Consider the following 15904-nt stretch of genomic DNA (forward strand, 5'->3'; position numbering starts at 1 on the left):
TACTTGCCTGCTGGGTGTTAACTGTCTTTTTTTCCTTTTTAGTTAAAAATGAATGGCTTATTATCAATAGATGTTTTTTAGCGGAATGATTGATTGGTTACAATCGTGCATGAGTAAAAAGAACATTTTCATAACTAGCCTATATATAGAAAGAGGGGATACAAGTTGTTCTTACATGGTACAAGTAAGATAAATGATGCAGGACATTTAGAAATAGGCGGAGTTGATACGGTTACATTAGCTAAAGAATATGGTACACCTCTTTATATTTATGATGTAGCTTTAATTAGAGATCGTGCAAGAAGCTTTAAACAGGCATTCGAAAATATAGGTGTAAAAGCACAAGTTGCCTATGCGAGTAAAGCCTTTTCTTCGATTGCAATGTTCCAATTAATTAATGAAGAGGGCTTGTCACTAGACGTTGTGTCTGGAGGGGAGCTTTTTACAGCAATCACTTCTGGTTTTCCAGCATCGAGAATTCATTTACATGGCAATAATAAAAGTCGTGCAGAGTTAAAAATGGCGTTAGATCATGGAGTAGGTTGTATTGTAGTCGATAACTTTTATGAAATTGAGCTTATTTCCGAGCTTTCAAAGGAATATAGCAGACAAGTACCGATTCTTTTACGTGTAACACCTGGTGTTGAAGCACATACACATGATTATATTACAACAGGTCAGGAAGATTCCAAGTTTGGTTTTGGTTTGTTAAATGGTCAAATCGAACAAGCAATGAAAACGGTACTTGATTCTGATGGTATTCATTTATTAGGCATTCACTGTCATATCGGATCACAAATTTTTGATACAGCCGGATTTGTTTTAGCTGCAGAAAGAGTTTTTGAAAAAATCAAGGCTTGGAAGGAAGAATTTTCGTATATACCAGAAGTTGTCAACTTAGGCGGCGGCTTTGGTATACGCTATACGCAAGAAGATGAGCCACTTCCAGCAACATATTATGTAGAACAAATTGTAGAAGCTGTAAAGAAACAGGTAGATGACATGGGAATAACCATGCCTGAAATTTGGATTGAACCAGGCCGTTCCCTTGTAGGTGATGCTGGTACAACACTATATACAGTTGGATCGAAAAAAACTGTACCGAATATCAGAGAGTATGTGGCGATTGATGGCGGTATGAGCGATAACATCCGTCCAGCGCTTTATCAAGCGAAATATGAAGCGGTGTTAGCCAATCGAGTAACTGAAAAGCATGACAAGCCGGTCTCTATTGCAGGGAAATGCTGTGAAAGCGGGGATATGTTAATTTGGGATTTACCATTGCCAGATGTTCAAGCAGAAGATCTATTAGCTGTTTTCTGTACAGGAGCCTATGGTTATTCTATGGCAAATAATTACAATAGAATTCCTCGCCCTGCAGTAGTATTCGTTGAAAATGGGGAAGCACAGCTAGTGATAAAACGAGAAAGCTATGAAGATTTAATTGTGAATGACCTTCCTTTAAAATCAAAGGTATCACAAGGCTGATCTCTATTAAAAAACTAAGGTTTAGCAATTATCTAATTTAATAAAAACAAGCGGTGAAATTCTTGAGAATTTCACCGCTTTATTTTTGATTAGGGTATGATAAAATTTTTATACTGTGAATTGGCCATAACATTCAGCTTCAAAGCACAGGAGTTGTAAGGAAAGTCGGCAAAAAACTTCGGTTTTTGCATGCCGGCGCTTTTTTAATTAAGCGGATTGTTCATTATTAGTAAAGATCGAAATGATCGCATTCCATAAAGCGATAAAAAAGTCTTCTAGTTGTTGTAAAAACGTTTGGCCTTCCTCAGAGTTCAGGAATTTTGAGATTTTATCTCTTGCTTGATCGAGCTGCTGACCCACCTGATTCCAGTCAATATTAATGTCTTTCATTTTATTAAATAGGTCAATCAAGCTATTAATATCTTCCTCTGATAAAGTAATTCCTAGTTCTTTTGCCGAATCTTCAATTAAGGCGCGAAGATCGGCATCAGTTTCTGGAACACCATTTTTTGCGATTTCATCTTTTATTTTAGCCATAAGGGCAGAGGCATTTTCTGCACCAACCTCATCACCAAGCTTAGCTGTTGTAACAAGCTCTTCATTAGCGACCTGCTTTACATCCTCAGGGATCGCTTCATCTGCGGATACTTCATAAGCTTTGATCAACCCTGTCAATGCTGCTGTACCTGAAACCTCGAACGGTGCAGTCACATAAATGGTTGCATCCTTTACTCCAGCTGTCATTAACGCATTTAAATACATTTCATCTGTTACCCAATTAATATTTTTAGTGGATACTTCGAGTCCAGATCCTTCCTTTTCAATCGTAATACTTGAAGAAGAAATTGCTTTTGTTCCTATTGTCGCTTTGGGAATGTAATTCCCTAAATATTTATGCTCTTCAGCATTAGAAACAGTAATAATCTGATTTTCTTCCTTCGCATCCATTTCAGTTAGTAGTTGTTGTCTTTGTTGCTCTGTTAAATCTTCTCCAAGCGTAATAATAAGATCACCGACCACCGCATCAGCGTGGCTAAGTGAGGGAAATGCAAATATTAGTATCGCAATTATGCTTAACATAATTTTTTTCAAAGGGATAACCTCCTTAATTTGTTACAGAATTTCTTTGACACCATCAATTATAATGCTTTTTCAGTCAGTAAGACGTATTGCTTGGTAAGTAAGGTTGTTAAACGTTAGGGTAACATGTTTCTATACGGATTACAATGTAAGGTTACATGGTGATTGATCTTATTTGCTGTTCACTCCTTGAATATAGTAGAATAGAATGGTGTTCATGTCTATTAGACGTATAATATTTATTGGAGGTTTCATACATATGAAAAAAGCACAAATTACAATGGAAAATGGGGATACAATCGTTTTTGAATTATTCGAAAATGAAGCACCCGGCACTGTAGCAAACTTTGAAAAATTAGCAAATGAAGGATTTTACAACGGTTTAACGTTTCACCGTGTCATTCCTGGATTTGTTGCTCAAGGCGGTTGCCCACACGGAACAGGTACAGGCGGCCCTGGTTACACTATTAAATGTGAAACAGAAGGCAATCCGCATAAGCATGAAGCAGGGTCACTTTCAATGGCGCATGCAGGAAAAGATACAGGCGGCAGCCAATTCTTCATCGTACATGAACCACAACCGCATTTAAATGGTGTCCACACTGTGTTTGGTAAAGTCATTGAAAACCTTGAGGCAGTTTATAAAATTAAGCCGAATAATGTTATGAAGGAAGTAAAAGTATTCGAAGAGTAAGGTGCAAAAGGATGACGTTAATGGCATATTCATTAGCGTCATCCTTTTTTTATATTTTCTTTCGGAAACTAACAGTCAGTAAAAAGGTACTCCAAAACGCTGTTGAGGATTAATTTATTAATTAACAAGCTTTATGATTGCGTTTCTCACATTATACGGATAAAATAAATTTATAACTTCATATTTCGGTTTACATTCTTCGGGGCAGGGTGGAATTCCCTACCGGCGGTGATGAAGCTAAAATCTTGCTTCTTAGTCCGTGACCCGTTAACAATTGTTAACGGTGGATCTAGTGAAACTCTAGAGCCGACAGTTAAAGTCTGGATGGGAGAAGAATTGCGCGAATTTTTGCGGTGTATTAAAATCTTTTTTAAAATTTGGGTTTTAATACTCTTATTTGACGTACTCAAATATCAATTTCTCAACTTACAAGCCCTTAGTCTGCAGACTTTGGGCTTTTATTTTATGTAAACGTAAATATGGCCATTATATAAAAAGGGAGGTTGAATGGCAGTTTAGGCTCACGTTAGAGAGACCAAAAGGTTTTACAAAAGCTGTAACAAAGAGAGGGAAGCTGATGTTTACGGGAATTATCGAAGAGATTGGAATAATTACTAGTATTCAAAGTTCGAAAGACGCATTTGTCTTTACGATCGGGGCAAAAAGGATAATGGATGATATTTCCTTAGGAGATAGTATCGCAGTAAACGGTGTATGTTTAACAGTAACAGAGTTTAATTCTGCTTCTTTTTCTGTAGATGTCATGCCAGAGACAGTCAAAAGTACGTCTCTGAACCAATTAAAACAAGGATCAAAGGTTAATTTGGAAAGGGCTATGGCAGCAAACGGCCGATTTGGCGGCCATTTTGTTTCAGGACATGTGGATGGGATTGCCAAAATCATTAAAAAACAGCGTGTCTCAAATGCTGTTTATTATGAAATGCAGGTTTCTGAAGAGTTAACAGAAACGTTAATCCATAAGGGCTCAATTACAATCGACGGCATTAGCTTGACCATTTTCGGCTTAGAAAAAAACAAGGTTATTATTTCAATTATTCCACATACTTTGACAGAAACGATTCTGGGCACAAAGGATGTTGGGGACATCGTGAATATTGAATGCGATATGATAGGAAAATATATTAAGAAATTTTTAAATCAACAGATAAATCCAAAGGGCTCTTCATTAAGTAAATCATTTTTAGAAGAAAATGGCTTTTATTAATGATAGGAAAACGAAAATAAAATGAAGGGGGCTTGACAATGTTTGATAAAATTGAAGATGCGATTGCTGATTTAAAAGTGGGAAAAGTTATTATTGTTGTTGATGATGAGGATCGTGAAAACGAAGGGGATTTTGTCTCCTTAGCTGACCGGGTGACACCAGAAACGATAAATTTTATGATTAAACATGGAAGAGGATTAGTGTGTGTACCGATTACTGAAAAACAAGCGAAAAGATTAGATCTATCACCTATGGTCAATCAAAATACTGATCCCCATGGAACGGCTTTTACAGTTAGTGTTGATTATAAAACAAATTCAACTGGAATAAGCGCCTACGAACGTGCAGACACCGTTCGGGCACTGTTATCAGATGACACAAAACCTGCAGATTTTAAACGTCCTGGCCACACGTTTCCATTAATAGCAAAAGAGGGCGGAGTACTTCGCAGAGCAGGCCATACAGAAGCCGCAGTTGACCTTTCTATTCTATGCGGTGCAAAACCAGGCGGTGTGATCTGTGAAATTATTAAAGAAGATGGAACGATGGCAAGGGTACCGGATTTACTTAAAATTGCTGAGCAGTTAGATGTAAAAATGATTACAATTAAGGATTTAATACAATACCGTAATCGCAGCGAGAAATTAGTAAAAAGGGAAATTGAAATAGACTTGCCAACAGAATATGGTACCTTTAAAGCGATCGGGTATTCAAACTTATTAGATAATAAAGAACATATCGCGCTTATAAAAGGTGAAATTGCAGATGATGAACCTACATTGGTACGGGTGCATTCCGAATGCTTAACAGGTGACGTTTTTGGCTCTTACAGATGTGATTGTGGTCCACAATTACATGCTGCACTTGCTCAAATCGAAAAGGCAGGCAAAGGTGTGCTGTTATATATGCGCCAAGAAGGCAGAGGGATTGGGCTGCTAAACAAAATGAGAGCATATAAGCTTCAAGAAGAGGGCTATGATACAGTTGCAGCAAATGAAAAGCTGGGCTTTGCTCCTGATTTGAGAGACTACGGGATAGGAGCTCAAATCCTAAAAGATTTAGGGATTGACAAGATGAAATTATTAACAAATAACCCAAGAAAAATTGCAGGTCTTGAAGGATATGGCTTAACCGTTTTGGACCGGGTTCCGATTGAAATGCCTGCAAGAGAAGAAAATAAAAATTACTTAAGAACAAAGTATGAAAAATTGGGTCATTTTTTACATTTTTAAAACAAACATAATTTTTTGGAGGAATGAAAAATGAAAACATTTGAGGGTCATTTAATAGGGAGCGGATTAAAAGTTGCGATCGTTGTCGCTCGTTTTAATGAATTTATTACATCAAAGCTTTTAGGCGGAGCAGAGGATGGATTAAGAAGACATGGTGTTGAAGAAGAGAATGTAACTGTTGCTTGGGTTCCAGGTGCCTTTGAATTACCGTTAGTTGCTAAGAAATTAGCTGAATCTGGCAAATACGATGCAGTTATTACACTTGGTACTGTAATCCGTGGTTCGACTACACATTATGATTATGTCTGTAACGAGGCTGCAAAAGGAATTTCAAAAGCTTCATTGTCAACAGGAGTTCCGGTTGTATTTGGTGTCTTAACGACTGAGACAATCGAGCAAGCGGTGGAAAGAGCTGGAACAAAAGCTGGCAATAAAGGGTATGAAGCTGCTGTTACTGCAATTGAAATGTCTAATTTACTTAAAGCCCTTGATTAATTTTCCTAAAAGTGTTTAAAATCGATAAAAAACTGTTTATAATGTTGTGAGAAGTGGTTTCTCAAAAGAGCTATTGTTCTTGAATTCGAATATCACTAAAAACGCATTTTTATCTTACTAATTTATCGGTGGAAAACTATTGCTTTCGCTTTTTAGGGAGCTATTTCGTTAATGAGGGGTATATATGTTAATACGTTATAAGAAGAGTTTTGAAAAAATTGCAATGGGCCTCCTGTCATTTATGCCGGCGGAAAAGGATCTGAAGCAATTACAACAAACAGTTAAACAGTATGAAACCGCAGATGATTGGCAGTTGTTTCTCTGGAAGCAAGAAGAGGATATTATCGGTGCAATTGGAGTTGTTCTTAAAGGTGATGAGCTTGTAGAAGTACAACATATCTCAGTGAACCCGTCCCATCGCCAGCAAGGTGTTGGTAAACGTATGGTCAATGCAGTGAAAGACCTCTACAAAAACAAATCTGTTGTTCCTAATGACGAAACAGAAGCATTTTTTAAAAAGTGTAAAAGTGATAACAAAGATTGTTAGTAAAAGAGGCTGTCTCAGGAGAATTTTCCTTTTTGAGGCAGCCTCTTTATCTTTATTTTAGAAGGTAATTTATGCCTAGGTCACCTAAAAACTTCCCTTTTCAAATTTCTGCTTTTTTAAAGAAAAGAATGGATACTATTTGAACATAGATCCAGTATCTTGCAACTCTAGAGTCTAGCCGCTCAGGAATTGAAACAAAGAACGCCTTCTATGAGAAATTTATTTGCCCTTGGTTGTTCAAGGCGTTTCCGTTTTTCTTGATTTTCTGAGCTCAAGCTGGTTTTTTCGTTCTTCTATTATATCTGTCCGATCTCTTTTTGTATGTTTATGGATTAAATACTCATTTGTAAAGTCACTGGCGTTTCCCCAATTTTTTTGATCATGACATTGTGTTTTGCAAATCGTTACTAATTCTTGATCAATGATAGGAAGATTGAAACTATAATAGCACTTGCCATCTAGAATTTCATTCTTTCTAATTAATAATTGTTTTATTAGCTCCTCTTTATGTAATCCAAGCCTTTGAAGGTCATGCTGCTCATTCTTTAGCAGCTTAATAGCGTTAGATATCATTTTTGCAGCCCCGGCAAAATTTCCGCGTCTATGATGGTATAAGCCAACAGCGATCTGTATTAATCCTACCCAGTAGTTTTTTCGTTTAGTGGGCGGATCTTTTTTCCAATGTTCTTCAAGTATTTCATGGCACTCAAAATAGTCACGATCACAATGAAAATATATGAGATAGTCAATATATGCTTGTTCATACATACCGAATACATCCCTTCAGTTCTCCAATAAATAACATTGTAGCATAATCATTTAAAGGCTGCTGAATGAACAGCAGCCTCTTTGATTAATAAGCACGCATGTACCAGTATCCGAAGCACAGGACGTGTAAGTGCAGTCATGGCGATTGTGGTCGCTGGTTTGACTGCCAGCACCAAGCCCAGCAATTCTATCCACTAAGGAACTATAGACAAAGAACGTCATCTATTCCTTGCGTCTAATTCATCTCCGTGCTGGTCAAGGAGCTGCCGCTTTTATCTTAATATATACAAGCAGCACCAACAATGATTAATAAAATAAACAAGACAACGATTAACGCAAATCCTCCACCATAGTTAAAACCTTGTTCACCCATTTAGAATTCCTCCTTAATGTTGAGCTATTACATTTGTAATATATGAGACCATAACAGAAATGTATGGGCTAATGTCTATTTTTTAGGTATTTTAATCCTAAACAAAATAGGAACCTATTTTTAAAGCTGTCTAGTCAGTCAATCGGCTAAAAAATGACCGTTTTTGTAAAATACCTCAAATATTTCTTGGACATGCAGAAAATTTACTCTATACTATATGGTGGCTAGTTGTAAGAATGGTGGGATATAAAATTGCAGTATCATGTGAAAATCGATGCTTTTGAAGGTCCATTAGATCTTTTGCTTCATTTAATTAATCGCCTGGAAATTGATATATATGATATTCCTGTATCGGAAATCACGGAGCAATATATGCTTTATATTCACACAATGCAAGAATTGGAGCTTGATATTGCTTCTGAATATTTAGTTATGGCTGCAACATTACTTTCAATTAAGAGCAGAATGCTGTTGCCGAAACAAGAGGAAGAGTTGTTTGAGGATGAGTTTGAGGGTGAGCCTGAAGAGGACCCTCGTGAAGAATTGATGAGAAGATTAATTGAATACCGTAGATATAAAGAAGCAGCACAGGATTTGCGTACACTTGAAGAAGACCGCTCACAAGTTTATACAAAGCCTCCTAGCGATTTAAGCGAATATGGGTCACAGACTGTGAATCAGATGGATTCCCTAAATGTTTCGCTTTATGACATGCTTGGCGCTTTTCAAAAAATGTTAAGGAGAAAAAAAATTCAAAAACCTCTCCAAACCAAAATTGCCAGGCAAGAAATTCCGATTGAAAAAAGAATGGAAGAAATTTTAGATGATTTACGAACAAATCCCGGAAGACGGAGATTTGTTGATTTATTTCCTTCTAACAGCAAAGACCATTTGGTTGTTAGCTTTTTAGCAATCTTGGAATTGATGAAATCACATTTAGTAATAATTGAACAAGAGAATAATTTTGCAGATATTTATGTAATGGGGAGTGAGTAGCTCATGTCCTTGGGTGTAATTGAGTGGAAATCGATTGTTGAAGCTCTTTTGTTTGCAGCCGGTGACGAGGGCCTTTCTTTAAAACAGCTTGCTGTTGTTTTAGAGATTGATGAACAGGAAGTCACGGGTATTTTAGAGGAGCTTTCACAAAGCTATAAAGAAAAGGAGCGGGGCATTGAATTAGTTGAAGTGGCCGGACAATATCAGCTGACAACTAAAAAAGAACATGCTGTCTATTTAAAACGATTAGTTGAGGCACCGGTAAATTCCTCACTTTCACAAGCAGCGCTCGAAACATTAGCGATTATTGCTTACCGCCAACCAATAACAAGGTCTGAGATAGAAGAAATTCGCGGAGTGAAAACGGAACGGCCTATCCAAACACTCCTTTCAAAAATTTTGATAAAAGAGGTTGGCAGAGCAGATGGAACGGGCCGGGCCATTCTCTATGGAACAACAAAGGAATTCCTTGAATATTTTGGATTGAAATCAATTGGAGAACTGCCGCCACTTCCAGACAAAGCTGAAGATTCATTTGAGCAGGAAGAAGCAGATTTATTTTTTGAAAAGTTTAATGAAACATTAGAGGATTTAAAATAATAAATTTATAAGGCTGACTTAGAGATATGTTTCCATCGATCAGGTGGCTAACATAAATTTTCAAAGTCAGCCTTATTTTTGTTCAGTTGCGAAAGAACCTAGCATATACTTATTTCTGAAAAAATAAGATGGAATTACTTTTATATTAGCCAATAGAAAATTCCTTCAGAGGATTTAAGAAGTAACGAAAGGGTGTATGATTTGGAAGGTACAGGAATCAAATCAGAGCTTAAACATGTTATTACATTTTTAGAAAATGTAGTTGGAAAAATGACAAATTATTTGAATGAAATTACACTTTCCTCATTAGAAGCTGAAATTGAAGGAGATATAGATTACTTCAAAGAATTATTAAAAACAGTTCGAAAACTAGTCGTATTTTGTGAGGAAGCCCTTGAAGCCTGCTTAATGGCTATTAGAAATCAGTCTTTAAAGGAAGTGTCAACAAAACAGCTTCTTTATAAAGTATATCATCAATGTATAGAACGATATTTTCAGCCGAAAAATGATGTTTGGTTTGAAGATAGTAGAAGCTCCTACACAGGTACCAATACCATTATTTTTAGAAAAACCCCTCCGCCTTCTTTGGCAGGTATCATCATCTCCTTGGAAAATGACTTTCTGGCTATTCGTGAAGAATTAGACTTTGGAATTCAAGTGTAATTTTCAAAATTCATTCATAAGCTTTGTCCACCTGCATAAACTTGTACAAAACAAGTAAGGGGACGTGGACCGATATGCTGTACATAAAGAAAGTAACAACCGGTATGATCGTCATTTTTTTGTTAATAACATTATTTCCCCATCGTTCATCAGCAGTTGATGTTAGTGCTCAAGCTGCAATTTTAATCGACCAGGAGTCAGGCCGAATACTATATGAAAAGGAAGCCAACACAAAGATGAGAATTGCCAGTATTACTAAGATTATGACTGCCATCCTCGCTATTGAGTCAGGTAAGCTGGAGGAGATGGTGAAGGTAAGTGATAGGGCATTACAAGCCGAAGGTTCCTCTGTTTATTTACAAAAGGGTGAAAAAATAAAATTAGAGGATCTTGTCTATGGTTTAATGCTTAGGTCGGGAAATGATGCGGCAGTTGCAATTGCTGAGTATGTTGGCGGTAGCTTAGAAGGCTTTGTAGTCATGATGAATCAAAAAGCTGAGGAAATAGGGATGACAAACACTGAATTTTCCAATCCTCACGGGCTTGACGACCATGAAAATCATTTTTCCACAGCGTATGATATGGCAATCTTAACCCAATACGCAATGAAAAATGAAACATATCGAAAAATTTCAGATACGGAAACACATAAAGCGCCAAATCCTAATGAAAAATGGGACAGAGTATGGCATAACAAAAATAAATTAGTGACAGGTCTTTATAAATATAGTACGGGCGGAAAAACAGGTTACACCGTTAGAGCAAAGCGAACGCTCGTCTCAACAGCGTCAAAAGACGGATTTAATACGATTGTCGTGACATTGAATGATCCAAATGATTGGGATGATCATATCAACCTGCATAATTATGCGTTCAACAACTATGAATTGGTAAAAATCAAGAAGGAAGGAACTCTAAACAATATCGAAAATGAATTTTACCAAAATAACGTGTTTATTAATCGTGATATTTTATATCCATTAACAACAGATGAACAAGAAAAAATTAAAATTAATCTTTCTTTGCTAACCCCAAAAAAAGATTGGGAGGAACCCAAGGATGTCCCAAATGTAGTAGGGGAAGTGTCCGTTAAGCTTGATGAAAAGGAAATCGAAAGGGTACCCATTTATTTTGATAATGGAAAAGTAGAAAAACCGAAGAACTCCTTTTGGGAATTGTTCAAAAATCTATTTTTTGCAGCAGCAGGGGTAAATAAATATGGTTAATCTTATTTGGGTCTTTTTAACGGTTATTGGTATAGTCTTTGCGATGTTTAATGGAACAATGGATCAAGTAAACGAAGCGATCTTTAAAGGCGGAAAGGAAGCAGTAACAATTTCGTTTGGGTTAATTAGTGTGCTTGTCTTTTGGCTTGGATTAATGAAAATAGCTGAAGCAGCAGGATTATTAGAAAAGCTAGGCAAATTGTTCAAACCAATTGTGTCCAGGCTATTTCCAGAGGTTCCTCCTGACCATCCGGCTATGGGGTATATGCTGTCAAATATGATGGCTAACCTGTTTGGATTAGGAAATGCGGCAACACCATTAGGAATAAAAGCAATGGAACAATTAAAGGTTCTCAACGGAAACTCAGATGAAGCAAGTCGATCGATGATTACGTTTTTGGCGATTAACACATCAAGCATAACTCTAATTCCAACAACTGTTATTGCGATCATGATGACTTATGGTTCTTCTTCACCGACAAGCATCGTTGGACCTACCCTAATTACTACATTTATTTCAGCAATAGGCGGAATTTTGATTGATCGGTTCTTTTATTACCGGAGAAAGAGAAAAGGGTGATCAGGTATGGGAATCATAGGTGTGTTATCTTTATGGTTAATTCCAGTAATAATTGGTTTTATATTAATATATGGGACGCTAAAAAAAGTTCCCACATATGAAACCTTTGTGGAAGGTGGAAAAGAAGGGTTAACAATCTCTTTTTCAATCATTCCTTATTTAGTTGGGATGCTTGTTGCCATATCAATCTTTCGTGCCTCAGGTGCATTAGAATTTTTGATGACTTTCATGAAGCCTATGTTGGATGTGCTGCATATCCCGGCTGAAATTATGCCCCTCGCATTTATCCGCCCTATCTCTGGGACAGCAGCTTTAGGTTTAACCTCGGATATCATCGCCACCTATGGGCCGGATTCATTTGTTGGAATGCTTGCCGCAACAATGCAAGGAAGCACTGATACAACCTTGTATGTTTTGACTGTTTATTTTGGTGCAGTCGGAATTAGAAAAATGGGTGATGCCTTAAAGGTTGGCCTTTTGGCGGATCTTGTCGGAATTGTTGCCGCGATATTAATTGTCACTTTGATGTTTGCATAGATCATGATAGTTAACAAAGGGACTGCTCAATGATAAAGAGTAGTCTTTTTTGTGTTAATACAATATCGAATGAATTTGAACTGTTAAACGGATGATTTCCTCTCCAGGTGTTGGCTTACCCATTGAACAGCCTCCTCCATTGTCACCTAGTGAATCCCTTTCAAAGAAGGGTCCCGCATATCAATTTCAAGCTCATAGTCCCAAAAACAAACATGCCTTGGGAACATAGCTAAGGAAATAAAACATATTAGCAAAAATGTGGTATGATAATTAGGCAGAATTTTGTCGTTTATAAATCAATCAACAAGAAGAGTTTGTACGATAAGGTCATATTTTCATGTCCGATTGTCGAAACTTGTTAAAAAAAGATGAAAGCAGTAATATGTTAACGAGGTGAAATAGATGGAACGTTTACAAAAAGTAATAGCTCATGCTGGCGTCGCATCAAGAAGAAGAGCGGAGCAGCTAATTTTAGAAGGTAAGGTAAAGGTGAACGGTAAAATAGTAAAAGAGCTTGGCACAAAGGTGAGCGACCATGATCAAGTTGAGGTCGAAGGTATACCATTAGAGCGAGAAGAACCGGTTTATTTGCTTTTATACAAGCCTACAGGTGTTATTTCAGCAGTGAAAGACGACAAAGGCAGAAAGGTAGTAACGGATTTCTTCCCGTATATTAAGCAAAGAATTTATCCCGTGGGAAGGCTTGATTATGATACATCAGGGTTGCTGCTATTAACAAACGATGGTGAATTTGCCAACAGTCTTATGCATCCACGTTATGAGATTGAAAAAACCTACGTGGCTAAAGTAAAAGGAATCCCACCTCGTGAAAAAATAAAGCAGCTAGAAAGAGGGATCCATCTGGAAGATGGGAAGACAGCACCTGCAGTCGTTAAAGTATTATCAATCGATAAGAAAAAACAGACAAGCATTGTGGAATTGAAAATTCGCGAAGGCAGAAATCGCCAGGTTCGCCGAATGCTTGAAGCGATCGGCCATCCCGTTCAAAAGCTAAAAAGAGAGAGATATGCATTTTTAGATTTAAAAGGACTTTCTACCGGTGATTCAAGAGAGCTGTCGCCACACGAAGTAAAACAGCTCCGGGCTCTTGCACAGCATGGTAATACGTGAATTAAGTTTTCACATAAACTTCAAAAACTGCGGCAGATCATGCATTTTAATAGTGTTATAATGGCTTTGAATGTTTAAATTGTAGGGGAGTTAGTCCATGAAGAAAAAACGCTTACTAATGCGCTCTATTATCTTAATCGTTTTAATTGGTGCCTTAGGGTATACCTTATATACAAATTTCTTTGTCAGTAAAGAAAAGGTAAAAGTAGGAAGTGCAGCGCCTGATTTTCAATTAGTGGATTTACAAGGGAATCAGCATCAGCTATCCGATTATAAGGGAAAGGGTGTCTTCCTAAACTTCTGGGGAACTTGGTGTGAGCCTTGTGAACGCGAAATGCCGTACATGGAAAATCAATATGAATATTATAAAGAACAGGGAGTAGTGGTTTTAGCGGTTAATATTGCAGAATCAAATGTTGCCGTTCAAAGCTTTGTTAATAGACATGACTTATCATTCCCTATACTACTTGATAAAGATCGTCAAGTATTAAATGCTTTTGGTGTAGGCCCTTTGCCAACTACATTTTTAATCAATCCTGAGGGAGAAGTTGTACATATTACATCGGGTTCATTAACAGAGAGAATGGTAAGAGACTTTATGGAACAAATCAAACCTTAAATGGGGAGTTTTTGGGATGGATAAGGTACAATGTGAGTGCGGTCATGCAAATCCTGAAGGCACACATTTATGTGAAGCCTGTGGAAATCCAATAAGTGATAAAGAGACAAAAGAAACTAAAAAACTATTGGATATGAAGTATGAAGGAACTGCAAGACGCTCTCAAACATATAAAAAATCGATTATCGATAAAATTTGGAATTTCTTTTCATCTGTCAAAGTGGGAATCTGGATCATTGTATTGCTCTTAATAGCTTCAGCTCTTGGTACCGTGTTTCCTCAGGAGATGTACATACCGCCATCAGTAACTGCAAGCGAATTTTACAGAGACGAATATGGAGTTCTGGGACAATTATATTATGATTTAGGGTTTCATAATTTATATGGTTCATGGTGGTACATGATTTTAGTCGCATCATTAGGGATCTCTCTTGTTATTGCCAGCTTGGATCGCTTTGTTCCTCTCTACCGGGCATTGAAAAAGCAAGGTGTTACCCGCCATGACACATTCATGAAACGTCAGCGGCTGTTTAGTTCTACGAAAACCAAGGAGCTTCATCTAGAAGAAATAAAAAAACGTCTCATTTCCCGCCGCTACAATGTAAGAGAAGAAAATGGCAGCTTATTGGCCGAAAAAGGACGCTTTTCCAGATGGGGTCCATATGTTAATCACTGCGGACTGATCATTTTTCTTTTAGGTGCAATGCTTCGTTCTGTTCCCGGTATGTATGTCGATGACGTGCTATGGGTACGCGAAGGCGAAACAGAAGTCATTCCAGGGACAAACGGGAAATACTATCTGGAAAATAAAAAATTCATTATGGAAGTTTACGAAAAAGAAAATGAAAAAGAAGTATTTGAAAACGCCATTACACGAGCAGGAGACGGCTCTGTTGTTAAGAACTTTCAATCAAATGTCGTATTATATGAACGAAAAGGTGAAATTGTCCACGGTGCAAAGCCTGAACTTCAAGAAGTAGATACAGCAAAAATTCGGGTAAATGAACCACTTAAATTTGATTCATTCGCTCTTTATCAAGTAGATTATAAATTAAATGAATTAAATAAAATGACATTTAGTTTTATAGACAAGGAAACAGAAGAAAGCTTTGGTCAGATAAAAGTAGATCTTCTAAATCCAAAAACGAAATATGATTTAGGAAATGGCTACAAAGTTGAGATAACAACCTATTTGCCAGATTTCTTTTTTAATGATGAGGGCGTACCAGCCACTAAAACAAGTATTCCAAATAATCCGGCCTTCGTTTTTAAAATGATTACCCCTGAAACTCCTAAAGGTGAGACAAGTTTTGTTGCGATCCAACAAACGATAGAACCCTCCGGAGATAATCAGTATAAGATGAAATTTGAAGGTGTTGAAACGAAAAATTTAACGGCCTTAACGGTTAGGAAAGATTTGACTCTCTGGATCTTAGGAGTCGGCGGCGCGATCTTTATGATTGGTGTTATTCAAGGAATGTATTGGAACCATCGTCGAATTTGGATAAAACGCAATGGTGATGAGGTATTAATTGCTGGTCATACAAACAAAAACTATTATGCTTTGCAAAACGAATTAAAATTATTATTAGACGGAACGTCATTAACTATCCCTAAAGACCAAAGGGAAAAAGAATAACTTTAAAAAGG

Annotated in this window: 18 protein-coding genes and 1 riboswitch; of the genes, 15 read left to right on the forward strand and 3 right to left on the reverse strand. The window is 37.1% G+C overall.

Annotation, left to right across the window (positions count from 1 at the left end; translation table 11 throughout):
• The first annotated feature begins 165 nt into the window (after nt 1-165).
• Nucleotides 166-1488 (forward strand): diaminopimelate decarboxylase, encoded by a 1323-nt coding sequence (lysA, locus tag WQ54_RS06205; protein ID WP_046513614.1) that lies wholly within the window; start codon nt 166-168, stop codon nt 1486-1488.
• 207 nt (nt 1489-1695) lie between these two features.
• Here the strand turns inward: lysA and WQ54_RS06210 are convergent, their stop codons facing one another.
• Complete coding sequence (locus WQ54_RS06210; protein WP_197089553.1) at nt 1696-2580, reverse strand: DUF1002 domain-containing protein; 885 nt, start codon at nt 2578-2580, stop codon at nt 1696-1698.
• Nucleotides 2581-2827: 247 nt separating this feature from the next.
• Here WQ54_RS06210 and WQ54_RS06215 point away from each other — a divergent pair, with 247 nt between their 5' ends.
• From WQ54_RS06215 to WQ54_RS06240, 5 genes are all read left to right on the forward strand, one after another.
• The gene (locus tag WQ54_RS06215) at nt 2828-3262 is read left to right on the forward strand and encodes a peptidylprolyl isomerase (protein ID WP_046513617.1); all 435 of its coding nucleotides are present in this window, start codon (nt 2828-2830) and stop codon (nt 3260-3262) included.
• Nucleotides 3263-3453: 191 nt separating this feature from the next.
• Nucleotides 3454-3602, forward strand: a riboswitch (FMN riboswitch).
• 237 nt (nt 3603-3839) lie between these two features.
• Nucleotides 3840-4487, forward strand: a complete 648-nt coding sequence (gene ribE / locus WQ54_RS06225; protein ID WP_046513623.1) for a riboflavin synthase — start codon at nt 3840-3842, stop codon at nt 4485-4487.
• Nucleotides 4488-4525: 38 nt separating this feature from the next.
• On the forward strand, nt 4526-5719 hold the full coding sequence (locus tag WQ54_RS06230; RefSeq protein WP_046513625.1) for a bifunctional 3,4-dihydroxy-2-butanone-4-phosphate synthase/GTP cyclohydrolase II: 1194 nt from the start codon (nt 4526-4528) through the stop codon (nt 5717-5719).
• Nucleotides 5720-5749: 30 nt separating this feature from the next.
• A complete protein-coding gene (gene ribE, locus WQ54_RS06235) occupies nt 5750-6214 on the forward strand; it encodes a 6,7-dimethyl-8-ribityllumazine synthase (RefSeq protein ID WP_046513627.1) in 465 nt (154 codons plus the stop codon).
• 184 nt (nt 6215-6398) lie between these two features.
• Nucleotides 6399-6761 carry a GNAT family N-acetyltransferase gene (locus WQ54_RS06240; protein ID WP_046513629.1) on the forward strand — a complete coding sequence of 121 codons (363 nt, stop codon included), beginning with the start codon at nt 6399-6401 and terminating at the stop codon, nt 6759-6761.
• Nucleotides 6762-6998: 237 nt separating this feature from the next.
• On the opposite strand, the gene WQ54_RS06245 is transcribed toward WQ54_RS06240, so the two are convergent.
• Both WQ54_RS06245 and WQ54_RS32450 read right to left on the reverse strand, forming a co-directional pair.
• A complete protein-coding gene (locus tag WQ54_RS06245; protein ID WP_046513632.1) occupies nt 6999-7529 on the reverse strand; it encodes a DUF309 domain-containing protein in 531 nt (176 codons plus the stop codon).
• 277 nt (nt 7530-7806) lie between these two features.
• Nucleotides 7807-7902: a YjcZ family sporulation protein gene (locus tag WQ54_RS32450; RefSeq protein WP_084821859.1), complete on the reverse strand. Its 96-nt coding sequence runs from the start codon at nt 7900-7902 to the stop codon at nt 7807-7809.
• A gap of 252 nt (nt 7903-8154) precedes the next feature.
• Here WQ54_RS32450 and WQ54_RS06250 point away from each other — a divergent pair, with 252 nt between their 5' ends.
• From WQ54_RS06250 to WQ54_RS06290, 9 genes are all read left to right on the forward strand, one after another.
• A complete protein-coding gene (locus WQ54_RS06250; protein WP_046513635.1) occupies nt 8155-8898 on the forward strand; it encodes a segregation/condensation protein A in 744 nt (247 codons plus the stop codon).
• A gap of 9 nt (nt 8899-8907) precedes the next feature.
• A complete protein-coding gene (gene scpB, locus WQ54_RS06255) occupies nt 8908-9498 on the forward strand; it encodes an SMC-Scp complex subunit ScpB (protein WP_046513732.1) in 591 nt (196 codons plus the stop codon).
• Nucleotides 9499-9699: 201 nt separating this feature from the next.
• Complete coding sequence (locus tag WQ54_RS06260; protein ID WP_046513637.1) at nt 9700-10161, forward strand: DUF3907 family protein; 462 nt, start codon at nt 9700-9702, stop codon at nt 10159-10161.
• 74 nt (nt 10162-10235) lie between these two features.
• Nucleotides 10236-11387, forward strand: a complete 1152-nt coding sequence (locus WQ54_RS06265) for a D-alanyl-D-alanine carboxypeptidase family protein (protein WP_052737684.1) — start codon at nt 10236-10238, stop codon at nt 11385-11387.
• Nucleotides 11380-11967: a nucleoside recognition domain-containing protein gene (locus WQ54_RS06270; RefSeq protein ID WP_046513640.1), complete on the forward strand. Its 588-nt coding sequence runs from the start codon at nt 11380-11382 to the stop codon at nt 11965-11967. The genes WQ54_RS06265 and WQ54_RS06270 overlap by 8 nt, the downstream gene beginning before the upstream one ends.
• A gap of 6 nt (nt 11968-11973) precedes the next feature.
• Nucleotides 11974-12504, forward strand: coding sequence for a spore maturation protein (locus tag WQ54_RS06275; RefSeq protein ID WP_046513643.1), 531 nt, complete (start codon nt 11974-11976; stop codon nt 12502-12504).
• A gap of 402 nt (nt 12505-12906) precedes the next feature.
• Complete coding sequence (gene rluB, locus WQ54_RS06280) at nt 12907-13635, forward strand: 23S rRNA pseudouridine(2605) synthase RluB (protein ID WP_046513645.1); 729 nt, start codon at nt 12907-12909, stop codon at nt 13633-13635.
• 97 nt (nt 13636-13732) lie between these two features.
• Nucleotides 13733-14254, forward strand: a complete 522-nt coding sequence (resA, locus tag WQ54_RS06285; protein WP_046513648.1) for a thiol-disulfide oxidoreductase ResA — start codon at nt 13733-13735, stop codon at nt 14252-14254.
• A 16-nt stretch (nt 14255-14270) separates the two neighbouring features.
• A complete protein-coding gene (locus WQ54_RS06290) occupies nt 14271-15893 on the forward strand; it encodes a cytochrome c biogenesis protein ResB (protein ID WP_046513651.1) in 1623 nt (540 codons plus the stop codon).
• Nucleotides 15894-15904 lie beyond the last annotated feature (11 nt).

It is taken from the genome of Bacillus sp. SA1-12 (genome assembly GCF_000981385.1).
Taxonomy (GTDB): Bacteria; Bacillota; Bacilli; order Bacillales; family Bacillaceae; genus Metabacillus.